Origin of the sequence: Streptomyces sp. NBC_01717 (assembly GCF_036248255.1) — a bacterium.
Classification (GTDB): Bacteria; Actinomycetota; Actinomycetes; order Streptomycetales; family Streptomycetaceae; genus Streptomyces.
Genome location: NZ_CP109178.1, coordinates 7722748 through 7735822, shown reverse-complemented (window position 1 = coordinate 7735822; position 13075 = coordinate 7722748). Strand labels below are relative to the sequence as shown.

13 protein-coding genes are annotated in these 13075 nt (G+C 68.0%); 5 read left to right on the top strand and 8 right to left on the bottom strand.

Annotated elements, in window-relative coordinates; genetic code table 11:
• Positions 1–71: 71 nt before the first annotated feature.
• Positions 72–203: a hypothetical protein gene (locus tag OHB49_RS35045; RefSeq protein WP_267881597.1), complete on the bottom strand. Its 132-nt coding sequence runs from the start codon at positions 201–203 to the stop codon at positions 72–74.
• A 3-nt stretch (positions 204–206) separates the two neighbouring features.
• Positions 207–833 (bottom strand): YigZ family protein, encoded by a 627-nt coding sequence (locus OHB49_RS35040; protein ID WP_329164899.1) that lies wholly within the window; start codon positions 831–833, stop codon positions 207–209.
• A gap of 58 nt (positions 834–891) precedes the next feature.
• On the opposite strand from OHB49_RS35040, the gene OHB49_RS35035 reads away from it, so the two are divergent.
• From OHB49_RS35035 to OHB49_RS35020, 4 genes are all read left to right on the top strand, one after another.
• Positions 892–1314 (top strand): CoA-binding protein, encoded by a 423-nt coding sequence (locus OHB49_RS35035; protein ID WP_030976349.1) that lies wholly within the window; start codon positions 892–894, stop codon positions 1312–1314.
• 70 nt (positions 1315–1384) lie between these two features.
• Complete coding sequence (locus OHB49_RS35030; protein WP_443079594.1) at positions 1385–2218, top strand: aminoglycoside N(3)-acetyltransferase; 834 nt, start codon at positions 1385–1387, stop codon at positions 2216–2218.
• Between the two features lie 320 nt (positions 2219–2538).
• On the top strand, positions 2539–3048 hold the full coding sequence (locus OHB49_RS35025) for a hypothetical protein (protein ID WP_329164898.1): 510 nt from the start codon (positions 2539–2541) through the stop codon (positions 3046–3048).
• A gap of 190 nt (positions 3049–3238) precedes the next feature.
• Positions 3239–6274, top strand: a complete 3036-nt coding sequence (locus OHB49_RS35020) for a Tn3 family transposase (protein ID WP_329164897.1) — start codon at positions 3239–3241, stop codon at positions 6272–6274.
• A 72-nt stretch (positions 6275–6346) separates the two neighbouring features.
• On the opposite strand, the gene OHB49_RS35015 is transcribed toward OHB49_RS35020, so the two are convergent.
• Both OHB49_RS35015 and OHB49_RS35010 read right to left on the bottom strand, forming a co-directional pair.
• Entirely contained in the window at positions 6347–7684 is a 1338-nt protein-coding gene (locus tag OHB49_RS35015) for an MFS transporter (RefSeq protein ID WP_267007765.1), read from the bottom strand.
• Positions 7681–8346, bottom strand: coding sequence for an ArsR/SmtB family transcription factor (locus OHB49_RS35010; RefSeq protein WP_267007764.1), 666 nt, complete (start codon positions 8344–8346; stop codon positions 7681–7683). The genes OHB49_RS35015 and OHB49_RS35010 overlap by 4 nt, the downstream gene beginning before the upstream one ends.
• Before the next feature lie 227 nt (positions 8347–8573).
• Between OHB49_RS35010 and OHB49_RS35005 the strand changes: the two genes are divergently transcribed.
• A complete protein-coding gene (locus OHB49_RS35005; protein WP_443079593.1) occupies positions 8574–9263 on the top strand; it encodes a recombinase family protein in 690 nt (229 codons plus the stop codon).
• A 111-nt stretch (positions 9264–9374) separates the two neighbouring features.
• Here OHB49_RS35005 and OHB49_RS35000 read toward each other — a convergent pair whose 3' ends face one another.
• The 4 genes from OHB49_RS35000 to OHB49_RS34985 are packed head-to-tail and all read right to left on the bottom strand — an operon-like array spanning position 9375 to position 12906.
• Positions 9375–9884: a hypothetical protein gene (locus OHB49_RS35000; RefSeq protein ID WP_329164896.1), complete on the bottom strand. Its 510-nt coding sequence runs from the start codon at positions 9882–9884 to the stop codon at positions 9375–9377.
• A 42-nt stretch (positions 9885–9926) separates the two neighbouring features.
• Positions 9927–11504, bottom strand: coding sequence for a hypothetical protein (locus OHB49_RS34995; protein WP_329164894.1), 1578 nt, complete (start codon positions 11502–11504; stop codon positions 9927–9929).
• The gene (locus tag OHB49_RS34990; protein WP_329164893.1) at positions 11504–11830 is read right to left on the bottom strand and encodes a helix-turn-helix domain-containing protein; all 327 of its coding nucleotides are present in this window, start codon (positions 11828–11830) and stop codon (positions 11504–11506) included. Before OHB49_RS34990 ends, OHB49_RS34995 begins: the two co-directional genes overlap by 1 nt.
• Positions 11827–12906, bottom strand: coding sequence for a tyrosine-type recombinase/integrase (locus tag OHB49_RS34985; protein ID WP_329164891.1), 1080 nt, complete (start codon positions 12904–12906; stop codon positions 11827–11829). Before OHB49_RS34985 ends, OHB49_RS34990 begins: the two co-directional genes overlap by 4 nt.
• Positions 12907–13075 lie beyond the last annotated feature (169 nt).

Sequence of the window (13075 nt, the reverse complement as noted above, 5' to 3'; positions counted from 1 at the left end):
GACGGCGCTGTCGCCGGTGGCCCCTGTTCCCTCACAGAAACCGTTTCCTCACGACCCGGTTTCCTCACCGCTCACAGTGTCCCATCGCCGCCCACCGTCCCCGACGCGCCGGCCTCCGGGCAGGCGTCGGGATCGAGCAGGGCCGGCGGATCGCCGTGGATGGGGATGAGGCCGGGTGAGGTGCCCGCCCGGCGGATTTCCACCCCTCAGACATCTCCGTACGCTTCACCGCCCAGCTCCAGCAGCGCCTCACCCGCGGTCGCATCCGCCAGCCAGCTCCGGAAGCTCTCGACATCGGAGTCCGGCAGTCCGATCTCGATGATCACCGCCTCCGCGTACCGGACCTCCCGCACGGCCAGTCCCGTGGCGCGCAGATCGTTCTCCAGCCTGCCGGCCCGCTGGTGGCCGACGGTGATCGTGGCGAGCCGGAACCGCCGTCGGGTGATCGTGCCGAGCTCGTCGAGAGCCTCGCCGACCACCCCTCCGTAAGCCCGGATCAGCCCTCCGGCCCCGAGCTTCACGCCGCCGTAGTAGCGGGTGACGACGGCGACGACGTACCGCGTCTCGCGGCGCATCAGCATCTGCAGCATCGGGACGCCCGCGGTGCCGCCGGGCTCGCCGTCGTCACTTGCCTTCTGCACGGAGGCGTCGGCGCCGATCACGTACGCGAAGCAGTTGTGGCTGGCGGTCGGGTGTTCCCTGCGGATGCGTGCGACGAAGTCCTGCGCCTCCTGCTCGGTGGCGGCGGGGGCGAGCGCGCAGATGAAGCGCGATCGGTTGATCTCGGTCTCGTGCACACCCGCTCGGGCGACCGTCCGGTACTGCTCCTGCATCCGACCACCCTATGCGCAAGGCGGGAATGGCCCACGACCGCTGTCCGTTGACCGAATCATGTACGCAGACACGGGCACAGACGCAGAGACGGTCCGCAGGATTCTCCAGAACACGGGCGACACCTGGGCCGTGGTGGGACTGTCCAACAACGAGTCGCGCACCGCCTACGGCGTCGCCGCAGTACTCCAGCGCTTCGGCAAGCGCATCGTCCCCGTGCATCCCAAGGCGGAGCGGGTCCACGGCGAGGAGGGGTACGCCTCACTGGCCGACATTCCGTTCCCGGTCGATGTCGTGGACGTCTTCGTCAACAGCGAACTGGCGGGTGCCGTCGCGGACGAGGCGGTCGCGGTCGGCGCGAAGGCGGTCTGGTTCCAGCTCGGCGTGATCGACGACGCTGCGTACGAACGCACACGGGCGGCCGGACTCGACATGGTGATGGACCACTGCCCGGCGATCGAGATCCCCCTTCTGGACCGATGAGCGGGGTGCCGCCTCTCGGCCGAATGTGCGGGGTGTCACACATGCCGAACGGCTGGGAGAATGTCCCGCTGTGAGTGTTACCGGTGTGTCCGCCGTCCTGACCGTTCCCCACCGCCGAAGCCGGCTGAGCGATGAGCTGGCCGAACTCGGTGTTGCGCGGGGCGGTGTCCTCATGGTGCATGCGTCGATGCGCGCGACGGGGGCGGTGAGCGGCGGGGTGCGGACGGTGATCCGCGCACTGCGGGACGCGATCGGCGCGGACGGCACCCTGGTCGTCCCGTCGTTCACACCGGAGAACTCCGATACGTCCCCGCAATACCGCGAGCGGGTGCGCGGCCTCAGCGCCCCGGCCCGAGAGGCTGTACGGGCGAGCATGCCGCCCTTCGACCGGGCGACGTCGGCCGCACCGTCGATGGGCCGCCTCTCGGAGGCGGTACGACAGACGCCGGGGGCCGCGCGCAGCGGCCACCCCCAGACGTCGTTCACCGCACTGGGCCCGCTCGCCGGGAAGCTCGTCGCGCACCACCGCCCCGACTGCCACCTCGGCGAGGACTCGCCGCTGGCCCGCCTCTATGACGTACGGGCACAAGTGCTGCTGCTGGGCACCGGGTTCGATTCCTGCAGCGCGTTCCACCTCGGCGAGTACCGCGTGCCCGACCCGCCCCGCCGCAGCTACCGCTGCGTGGTGACCACCGGAGGCAGGCGTCACTGGTGGGAGTACGAGGACGTCGCGCTGGACGACAGCGACTTCGCCGCGCTCGGAGCGGAGTTCGAGCGCACGGACAACGGTGCGGCAGTACGCACCGGCACGGTGGGCTCGGCGACGGCACGGCTCTTCCGCTTCACCGACGCGGTGGACTTCTCGACCCGCCGGCTTCCGTCCCACCGGGCGGCGCGGCCGTAGCGGGGCCGAACGCCCCCTCGACTCCAGGTGCTTGCCGCTGCCTCCGCCGAGTGTGCGATATCCCGTGAGTTCCTCTGAGCCCCGCAGAGTCCCTGTGCCCGTGGCCAGGGGGTTCTTCCTCCCTCGGGTGTTCTGCAGCTTTGTGACGCACCTTCGGAATTCTCGAAGCGTTCTCACTCCGTCCGACCGATCAGCGGTCGGACTGAAGGTGAGGAGGCTCGGGTTGGCGCTGGCGGTCGTACGCAACCTGCACGAGGCCGAGCAGGCATCTCAGTGAAACCCACTCGCCCTGCTCAACCCACTGACGAGATCATGGGAAGATGCCGTCGACCGAACCATCAGCCCGCGAGCTTCAGGACCGCGCCGTTCTCTGGAGCATGGGCGAGATCTGCGCAACCGACGTCGTCACTGCTGCCTGTGATGCACTCGTTGCCGGCCTCGACAGTCCTGCCCTGCGGACCCTGGCCGCGTGCACACGCGCGGAGGCGGATTACGACGTCTCCGACCTCCTTCCCCCAGCACTCGACGAACTGGGTCTCACCTTCCACCCCGTGGGCAGCGTTGCCGGACAGGAAGCCGTCGTACGGGCACTTGCCGCCCAGATGCTGGCGGGCGAGCTGACGCCTCGCGAGCTGGCCTTCCGGATCCACCAGCGCTTCGGACACGAGCTGCCTCTGGCCGAGCGACTCGCCAATCTGGACGACGAGTACGACCTCCTCGAATACGGCGAGGGAACACTCGCCCAGGTCGACGCCGATGTCTCAGCCGAAGCTCTTCGGCTTGCACAGCATCCTCGTGTTCCAACCGAACCCGCGGGTCCACCAGCCTGAAGCAGATCGGTGGACCCGTGGGTTCAGGCTGAAGGGCCTTCGGTTTCCTTGAACCCACGGGGATCTTGGGGTGCCGGTAAGAACGCTGTCATCAGCCGCAAACGGCAGTGATCTTGCGGGCGTCACCCGTGTGGGTGAGTGGGGCCGTACGGCTGCGGTGGGTGAAGCTCTGCGAGGACGATCGGCGATCGTGGCCCGTACTCCGTTGGACCTGGATGAACTCGTCGAGCACTGGACGCTGTTGAAGGACGAGCAGGTGCTCGTGTCCGGCAAGCGCGGTGCGACGCGACTGGGCTTCGCCGTGCTGCTGAAGTTCTATACGCAGTACGCCCGGTTTCCCCGGAACCGGACAGAGCTGCCCGGTGAGGCCGTGGAGTTCGTCGCCCGTCAGGTGCAGGTTCTTGCCTCGGAGCTGGAGTCCTACGACTGGACGGGCCGCACGGTCGAGTACCACCGTGCGCAGGTCCGGGAGCACCTCGGCTTCCGTGAGTGCAGCGTCGCGGACGCGGAGAAGCTGACGGCGTATCTGGCTGAGCACGTCGCGCACAAGGAACGGAGGCCCGAGCAGGTCCGGGTGGAACTGCTGGCGCGCTGCCGCACGGAGAGCATCGAGCCGCCCACGCCGGGCCGGTGCGACCGGATTGTGGCGGCTGCCCTGCGGGCGGCCGAGGAGTCGCTGACGGCCCTGGTTTCCTCGCGGCTGACCGTGGAGAGCATCGAGCGGATCGTGGCTCTGGTGGCCGGCGCCGACCAGGACGACGCCGGACCCGCAGGTGGCGGTGGGGAGGGCGAAGACGCGCCGCCGATACTGGCAAAGATCAAGGAAGCGCCGGGCAACGTGAGCCTGGAAACGATGCTCACCGAGATCGATAAGCTCCTGGCGGTGCGGGCGATCGGCCTGCCACCGGATCTGTTCATCGACGTCGCGCCGAAGGTCGTAGCCGCCTGGCGGGCGCGAGCCGCAGTGGAATCGCCTTCTCACCTGCGGACGCACCCGGTACCGCTGCGGGTGACCTTGCTGGCCGCCTTGCTGCACGAGCGGGAACGGGAGATCACCGACACGCTGGTGGAGCTGCTGATCTCCACGGTGCACCGGATCGGGGCGCGGGCGGAGAAGAAGGTCACCGAGCAGCTCATCAACGCGTTCAAGAAGGTGTCGGGCAAGGAGAACATCCTCTTCAAGCTCGCCGAGGCGTCGCTCGGCGCCCCGGAGGGGACGGTCCGCCAGGTCGTGTTCCCGGCGGTGTCCGGGGGCGAGGCGACGCTGCGGGAGCTGGTGCACGAGTTCAAGACCCGGGGGCCGGTCTACCGGCGCACGGTGCAGACGACGCTGAAGGCGTCGTACACCAACCACTACCGGCGCGGGCTGATCAGGCTGCTGGACGTGCTGGAGTTCCGTTCCTCCAACCATGCTCACCGGCCGGTGATCGAGGCCCTGGCGTTGGTGGCGCGGTACGCGAACGCGGGGAACACGACGTACTACCCGCTGGGTGAGACGGTGCCGGTCCACAAGGCGATGGGCGGGGACTGGGCGGAGGTCGTGCACCGCACCGACAAGCGGGGTCGGCGCCGGGTGGTGCGCATGGTCTACGAGGTCGTGGCCTTCCAGGCTCTGCGGGATCAGCTCAAGTGCAAGGAGATATGGGTCGTCGGCGCCGACAAGTGGCGCAACCCGGATGAGGACCTGCCGCAGGACTTCGAGGCGAGGCGGGCGGAGAACTACCGGGAGCTGCGCAAGCCGCTGGACGCCGCGGTGTTCGTCGACGAGCTGCGCGGGCAGATGACGGCCGAGCTGACCCTGCTCAACGACCAGATGCCGAAGCTGTCCTGGCTGGACATCGCCGAGCGGAAGTCCGGGGCGATCCGGCTAACGGCGGCCGAGGCCCAGCCCGAGCCGCGCAACCTGCGCAGGATCAAGGCCGAGGTACAGAGGCGTTGGGGCATCGTGCCGCTGGTCGACATGCTGAAGGAAGCGGTGCTGCGGACCGGCTGCCTGGACGCGGTCACCTCCGTCTCCGGTGGCGGCAGCCTCTCGCCGGAGGTGCTGGCTGAACGCCTGCTGCTGGTGATCTACGCGTACGGCACGAACACCGGGATCAAGGCCGTGGCGTCCGGCGGCCACGGCCACACGGAGGACGAACTCCGCTACGTACGCCGCCGCTACCTGTCCGCCGAGGCCGCTCGTGCCATCGCCGTCCAGATCGCGAACGCCACCTTCGCCGCCCGCAGTACCGAGTTGTGGGGCCAGGGCTCGACCGCGGTCGCCTCCGACTCCACCCACGTGCGCGCCTACGACCAGAACCTCTTCACCGAGTGGCACTCGCGCTACGGCGGCCGCGGGGTGCTCATCTACTGGCACGTGGAGAAGAAGTCCCTGGCCATCCACTCCCAGCTGATCAACTGCACCGCCTCCGAGGTCGCCGCGATGATCGAGGGTGCCATGCGGCACGGCACCACCATGGACGTCGAGGCGAACTACACGGACTCGCACGGCCAGTCGGAAATCGGGTTTGGCATCACGAGGCTGCTGAACTTCGACCTACTGCCGAGGATCAAGCGGATCAACAAGGTGAAGCTGTACCGGCCGGTGGCCGGCGAACCGGACGCCTACCCGCAACTGACCCCGGCGCTGACCCGCCCGATCCGCTGGGAACTCATCGCCCAGCAGTACGACCAGATGATCAAGTACGCCACCGCGATCCGTACCCGCACCGCGTCCACCGAGGCGATCCTGCGGCGCTTCACCCGCAACGCCTCCCACCCCACCTATGCGGCGATGCTGGAGGTCGGCCGTGCCCAGAAGACCATCTTTGTGGCCCGGTACCTGCGGCTACGGGACCTCCAGCGGGAGATCGAGGAGGGCCTGAACGTCATGGAGTCCTCCAACGGCGCCAACTCTGTGATCGCCTACGGCAAGGGCGGGGAGATCGCCTCGAACCGGCGCGACGAGCAGGAGATGTTCGTGCTGTGCCTGCGGATTCTGCAATCGGCCCTGGTCTACGTGAACACCCTGATGCTTCAGGACATCCTCGGCGAACCGGAGTGGGCCGGGCTTCTCACGCCCGCCGATCGGCGCGGCCTGACCCCGCTGTTCTGGTCGCACGTGCGTCCGTACGGGGAGGTCAACCTCGACATGGACACCCGCCTCGACCTTGCTGCGGTCAAACTTCCGGGCCCCCGAGTTCCGACGGACGCCGCCGATCAGCAGTCATCTGAGCGTGCGTGAAGCGTGGGCGAGGTCAGAAGGAGCGGTGGGAGGGAGAAGGAAACCAGATGGTCCACCTCCCTCCCGTAAACGTCATGTCGCTACATTCGCACTGCCTTGTGAGGCGTCTTCCTTGGAATGCGGCTTCCGGACGCCCCGCCCACGCGTACGGTCCATCTCCCGCCACTCCGGCCGCAGTCCCGCCAGATTCGTGGTGAGGAAGTACGCGGCCCCGCAGACGAGCAGCACCGGCGCGAGTCCGACAGCGGCCACCGCCGACCCGGCGAGCAGGCCGCCGAGAGGGATACCGGCCCAGGACAGAGAGTCACCGAGGGCGTTGACCCGGCCCAGCATCCGGCGCGGCACTCGCTCGAAGAGGACGGCCCCCAGCACGGGGTTGATGAAGCCGGCACCGAATCCGCTGACCGCGAAGACGGCCAGTACCGCCCCCAGCGGGGCATCGAAGGCGAGGATCAGGAACCTCGGTGCCCCGGCCAGCAGGAACCCGGCGAAGAACACCATCCGCCGCCGCAGCCGGTGCGCGACCGCCGCGGCGATCAGGCTCCCGCCGACCGCCGCGGCCCCCATCACACTGCCCATCAGACCGATCGCGGCCGGCCCGTTGCCGGACTCTCTGGCCCAGACGGGGATGAGCACCGTGGTGATCGCCGCGTTCAGCAGGTTGGTGATGCCGATCGTGACAATGACGGTGAGCAGCAACGGCTCGCCGCGAAGGAAGGTGAAGCCCTCGCCGAATCGTCGCCAGTAGCCCGGTTCCGTTTCGTCGGCCTGTGACGGGGCTTCCACGGTTGGGTGCCCCATGCCGTGCGGCAGCGTGAGTTTGATGATCACCGATCCGAGGGCGAAGCAGCCCGCGTTGACGGCAAGTCCCGTCAGAGGACCGAGCAGCGCCACCAGGGATCCGCCGACCGCCAGGCCGATGGTGGAGGCGAGCCGTTCGGTCACGCCGGACAGGCCGGTGGCCCGTTCCAGCGGCACCCGGCCGTGCTCGGCCGCTTCCGGGACCATCACCTCCTTGGCCAGGTCGCCGGGGCCGCGGGCCGCGCCGATCAGCGCGACCAGAACCAGCAGGAGCGGAAAGGACAGCAGGTGCAGGGCGTGGAGCAGGGGAACCGCGGCGGCGGCGGTCGCGCTGGCCAGATCGGTGGTCCAGGAAACGGCCCGGGGGCCGATCCGGTCCACCAGTGGTCCGGTGAACGCCTTAACCAGCACGTAGGGGGTCATCTCACAGAAGGCGACCAGTCCGGTCTGGGTGGCGCTGCCGGTCGTGACGAGGACGAACCAGGGCAGTGCCACGACGGAGATCCGCGTACCGGTGAGCGACACGGCCATGGCCGCCAGTACCCCGGCCAGCGGCCGTAAGGACCTCTTGCCGGGTATGCCGCCGGCCTCCGAGGCGTCGTCGGTCATGACGTCGGGCTTCCTTCCGCTTCCTGAGGGCCGGTAGGGAGCGACGACGCGGCAGGCACGTCCAGTTCGGGCAGGACCTGCGTGATCACGGCGACCCGCTCGGCTCCCTCGGGGGCACTCGCCGCCGCCTCTGGCGTATCCCGCCGGTAGCGGGCGATGACGGCCCTCAACTCCTGGCGCAGGGCGACGGCTTCTTCGGGCGTGAGCCGCAGGGCCCAGTCGCTCATGTCGAAGGTGCCATGCCACGCACGGGGCATCGTCTGCAGCTCGTTCAGCGTCTGCTGAGTGCGAAGGGTGTAAGTGGCGGCGACGGACTGCAGATACGCCAGCGCGGCCTCGGGCTCTTGATCGGCCAGATCCCGGTCGTTGATCTCCGTCGTCTGATGTACCGAACGCCACCAGCGCTCTCGCGCGTTGCCGCGTTCGGCATCCTCCTCGACGAAGCCGGCCGCGCCGAGCTGGCGCAGGTGGTAGCTAGCCGTCCCGGAATTCACGCCCAGCCGCTCGGCGAGGCGGGTAGCCGTCGACGGGCCGTACTTCCGCAGCAGCTCCACCAGCTGCACGCGCACCGGATGTGCCAGGGCACGCAGCCCCTTGGCATCCAGCACAATCGAGTCTTCTTCAGCCCTCGGGCCATCCGGCCTCTTCGATGCGTCGGTCATACCGCACACGTTAGACCGCAAAGAGTTCTTCGTAAAGGTTCCTTCGCGAAGAAGTCTTTGCGGTTTGCCTGCAAGGTGCCACTGCTCATCAACCGACCGGTTGATGAGCAAGATCGGTAAGCTGCGGCGCGCGGCGGTATCGACGCCGGATCATGCCTATAAAACGGTGTCAGAAAGTCGATGTGCTCAAGAACCTGAGGAGCACCCTTTTCTGTACGATCTGGCAGGTGCAGCGACCCCAGGACGACGACACCGCCGATCTCCTCGCACCCGTTCCGGCCGTACGGACCGGCAGCCTCGTGGGATACGCACGCGTGTCCACCAAGGGACAGTTGCTCGACCGGCAGATCCACGCACTCACCGAAGCAAGGTGCATCCGGATCTTCTCCGACAAGAAGTCCGGCAAGAACGCCGAACGCGATGAACTGTGGAAGGCCCTCGACTACCTGCGCGAGGGCGACACCCTCGTCGTCCCGTCACTGGACCGGCTCGGCCGCTCCATCCAGGACCTCATCGCGATCGTGTCCGGCCTGCGCAAGCGTGGCGTCGGCTTCACCTCGCTGCACGAGGCGCTCGACACGACCACGCCCGGCGGGCGCCTGGTCTTCCACGTGTTCGCGGCCCTGGCGGAGTTCATCCGCGAACTCATCGTGCAGGGCACCAATGAGGGCCTGGACGCCGCCCGCGCCCGCGGCGCCCGACTCGGCCGCCCGCCGGCGATGACCGAGGAGCAGGTACGTCACGCCCGCGACCTACTCGCCCGCCCGGAGAACACCGTCACCTCGATCGCCAAGCTCCTCGGCGTCTCCCGCAACACCATCTACAACTACGTGCCCGAACTCAAGGGTGGTCGCCTCGCACTCGCTGAGGCGACGAGCACGCCGGAACTGCCCCAACCCACCAGGTCAGAGGACTGATTACCTCCGTTTGCGGCTGGTGACAGCGTTCTTACCGGCACCCCGAGATCTCCGTGGGTTCAAGGAAACCGAAGGTCCTTCAGCTTGAACCCACGGGTCCACCGGTCTGCTTCAGGTCGGTAGACCCGTGGGTTCGGTTGGAACACGAGGATGCCGTACAAGCCGAAGAGCTTCGGCCGTGACCTCGGCGTCGACCTGCGCCTGTGTTCTGTCGCCGTATTCGAGGACGTCGTAATCGTCATCCAGGTTGGCGAGTCGTTCAACCAGAGGCAGATCGTGCCCGAAACGACCGTGGATCCGGAAGGCCAGCTCGCGTGGTGTCAGCTCGCCGACCAGCATCCGGGCGGCAAGTGCACGCGCGGCGGCTTCCTGTCCGGCAACGCTGCCCGCTGGGTGGAAGATGAGGCCCAGTTCGTCGAGTGCCGGCGGAAGGAGGTCGGGGACCTCGTAATCCGCCTCCGCGCGTGTGCACGCGGCCAAGATCCGCAGGGCAGGACTGTCGAGGCCGGCAACGAGTGCATCACAGGCAGTAGTGACGACGTCGGTTGCGCGGATCTCGCCCATGCTCCAGAGGACGGCATGGTCCTGTAGAGCGATTGCTGCTGCTTCGGTCGAGGTCACTCGCACATGATTGCCTTCATCGTGCGTCTGGTCGAGCAGGTTTCATCGAAGCTGTTGTTCAGCGGCCTGTTCCAGCAGCGCCCGCGCGGAGTCCGTGTAGCGAATCGCGGTCTTCGCATCGAGTCCGAAGACCTCGGCGAGGTGGAGGGGGTCGGGGCCATGGACGAGGGCTTCTTCGAGCTGCCGGTCGACGCGGAACTGTTCCAGGGTGGCGGCCTGGCCGCGAAGCGGTTTGGTCAGGGAGACCGCGCTGACCGGGCCGGTGCCCAAGGCGGTGAACTTGTTGATCAGCAGGTGCGGGTTAGCGGTGTCGGGCCAGCGGCAGCGTCGGTGGTCCAGCCACTCGCGGGCGACGTGCAGTGTCAGCGCGTCCAGAGGCCGGACGCGGCCGTCGATCACGAGCTTGCGATTGCCAATGTCGAGGTCGTCGAGTTGAAGGCGCCGGATCGCACCGGATCGCGCGGCGTGCACCGCGGCGAGCGCGAGGACCAGCCGGTCCGCCGGCTTGGCGACCGCGGCAACGGAGTTGTTGACGTGCTCGGGCTCCAGGGGTTGGAGGATGCCGTACTCGTGCTGGCCAACACGGATGCGGCTGGTCGGATTCTTGAAGATGGTGCCGCTCTTCTTCGCTCGGCCGAACAGCGACCGCAGCACGATGAGCGTGTGCCGTCGCTGGCTGCCGTGGAGAGCATCGAGCTGGGTGAGGACGTCGTCGCGTGTCACCTCGCGCAGATGGCCATAGGGGACAGACCACTCCAGCAGGACGGGACGGATCCGGTTGAGATAGCCCCAGACCGTGGCCTCGTCGCGGGGCTGTGATCTGGGGCCACCGTCGTGCAGGAGGCGAGCCCAGTGCTCCACGTCGCGGCGGATTCCGGGGGCGATGCCTTCGAGCTTGCGCTCCAGCCACTGTTCGAACAACGGCGTCCGGTCGTCTTGGAAGACGCCGATCTCGGCGAGTACTTCCACTGTGCGTTGGACGCTGAGCCCGCGGGACCGCAGGGCCGGGAAGACCTCGGAGTGCCGCACGACTTCGCCGCTGACATGGCCGGACAGCACGATGACCAGGGCTCGGCCAACGTCGAGGCGGACACCGCGAGGCCAGCCATGCGCTTCGCCGAGACGATGTGTGGTATGCCGGGCCCAGGCCAGCCACGGGTTGTCGAGCCGGGCATGTTCCTGACGATTGAACCGGGTGAAATCTCGGCGGGCCTCGAACAGCGGCGGCTGGAGCCAACCGGGGACCGGCCGGTGGGCGGGGGTCGGGTCGGCGTGGCGCGGGCGACCCCAACGTCGTCCCTGCTTACCTCTGGGAGGGCCGGGCTGACGCGGACGGTGGAGGTTGGTGAAAAACAGTTGATGGTGCTGCACCTTCTCCAAGTAGGGCTCCAAGACGGTGACCTGCCCCCTGGCGTCCTGGCTCGCCTGATGCCAGCACAGACGGCAGTAGCCCTTCTTCAACCGCACTGTTCGCCGACAACCCCTGCACTCGGCAGGCTCCTCGTTGCGGCGGAAACTCTCGCATGCGCCGCAGGCGCGGCCGGGCAGCACGCCCCAGCCGAAGCAGGTCGGGCAACTGGCTGGCGGTTTGCACTTGCCCGCCGGCAGAACGTAGGCCATCACATCGGTGGCAGAGACCGGCCGTCACGGCGACGCGGAACCACCACCGGGGCCGGGCCAGCCGCAACGGCGGCCTGCAGGCCGGTCTCCTCGCCGGGGCGCCGGACTTTCTCCGGCTCGGGGATCAGCAGATCGCTGATTTCGCAGCCGAGGGCGACGCAGATGACGTCCAGGTCCTCCAGCTTGAGTGAGACGGGCTGGCCGGACCACAGTCCGGACATCTTCCCGGCCGAGATCACCAGGCCGTGCTCTGCCAGGCTCCGCTGGAGCTCGGAGGCTTTCCAGACGCCCTTGTTCGCGGCGGTCAGCCGTAGGTTCCACCTCATCGGACCAGTCCTTCCAGCCGCTTCGCGGCCCGTTCCGTCCCGGCGACCCAGGCATCTTCAACCCGGGTCTGCTGGACGTGGATGTATCGCATGGTCGTGGCGATCCAGGAGTGCCCCAAAACCTCCTGGATTGCGAGCAAGTCAAGCCCGTTTCCGTAGAGTTGCGACGCGCAGAAGTGCCGCAGGACATGCGGAGTCAGCCTCTCGCCCCACCCCGGCAGGTGTGATTTGGCGGCATCCTTGAGCCCGCTTCGCAGGGCGTCGTCGCCCACCCGGCGGGAGGAGCCGTCGGTGTTCTTTCGCTCGGAGGGAAGCAGCGGGGCACCAGGGCGTGTGTGGTCGTCGTCGAACTGGCCCCAGACGTCCTCGATGAACCATCGAAGCGTCCGATCAGCGCCGTTGATTAACGGCACCATCCGCTCACGTGGCCCCGATCCACGGGCGCCCTTGCCGTGGCGAACGTGGAGCTTGCCGAAGCGGCCCAGGTCCCACTTGATGTCGGCCAGGTCGAGCTTGCATGCCTCGCTCACCCGCAGGCCGACCTGGGACATCAGCTTCGAGGCGGTGTAGTTCCTGGCCGTAGGGGCGAACTTGCGGCACGTCGCCAGCTCGCCGCCCCAGCCCGTGAACAGTGTCCCGACCTCCGGCTCGCTCGGCGGGATCCGTAAGTGGGCGTCCTTGGCCCCGCGCGGCCGGTTCATCTCGTCGATCGGGCACTCAACAACCCGGCCGGTCATCCGGTGGAGCTCGACCTTGTGCCGCAGCTCCAGGAACATGAAGTACGTCGTCAGCGCCTGCGACCGGGCCAGCCGGGTGCCGCTGGGCGAGTTCCGCAGCACCTTCCCGAAGTACGCGTCAGCGTCAGCGGGCTCCATGTCCCACAGGGGCCGGCCGAACCAGGACCTGATCTGGTCCAGGTGCCCGACGTCCCCACGGATCGTGCCGTCCGCCAGGCCAGCCGAGGCCCGCGCAAGGACAAACCCGGACAGCACGTCGGTCTCGAACCGCTCCAGCTCCTCCGCCGACACCGGTGCCCAGTGCTCACGCAGGTCCCGTACGACTGCCAGCGCCGCCAACCCGAGCCTCCTCGCCTTCGGCCCGACTGCGGATCGGTCGGACGAGGTGAGAACGCTTCAAGAATCCCGAAGTTACGTCACAAGGCCACAGAGCACCCGAAGGAGGAAGAAGCCCCTGGCCATGCGGCCAGGGAATCAGCGAGGCTCAGAAGAACTCACGGGATGTCGC

Excerpts from the sequence above, each read along its gene's own strand:
- OHB49_RS35040 (WP_329164899.1), bottom strand. The coding sequence starts at position 833 with ATGCAGGAGCAGTACCGGACGGTCGCCCGAGCGGGTGTGCACGAGACC.
- OHB49_RS35035 (WP_030976349.1), top strand. The coding sequence starts at position 892 with ATGTACGCAGACACGGGCACAGACGCAGAGACGGTCCGCAGGATTCTC.
- OHB49_RS35025 (WP_329164898.1), top strand. The coding sequence starts at position 2,539 with ATGCCGTCGACCGAACCATCAGCCCGCGAGCTTCAGGACCGCGCCGTT.
- OHB49_RS35015 (WP_267007765.1), bottom strand. The coding sequence starts at position 7,684 with ATGACCGACGACGCCTCGGAGGCCGGCGGCATACCCGGCAAGAGGTCC.
- OHB49_RS35010 (WP_267007764.1), bottom strand. The coding sequence starts at position 8,346 with ATGACCGACGCATCGAAGAGGCCGGATGGCCCGAGGGCTGAAGAAGAC.
- OHB49_RS34995 (WP_329164894.1), bottom strand. The coding sequence starts at position 11,504 with ATGGCCTACGTTCTGCCGGCGGGCAAGTGCAAACCGCCAGCCAGTTGC.
- OHB49_RS34990 (WP_329164893.1), bottom strand. The coding sequence starts at position 11,830 with ATGAGGTGGAACCTACGGCTGACCGCCGCGAACAAGGGCGTCTGGAAA.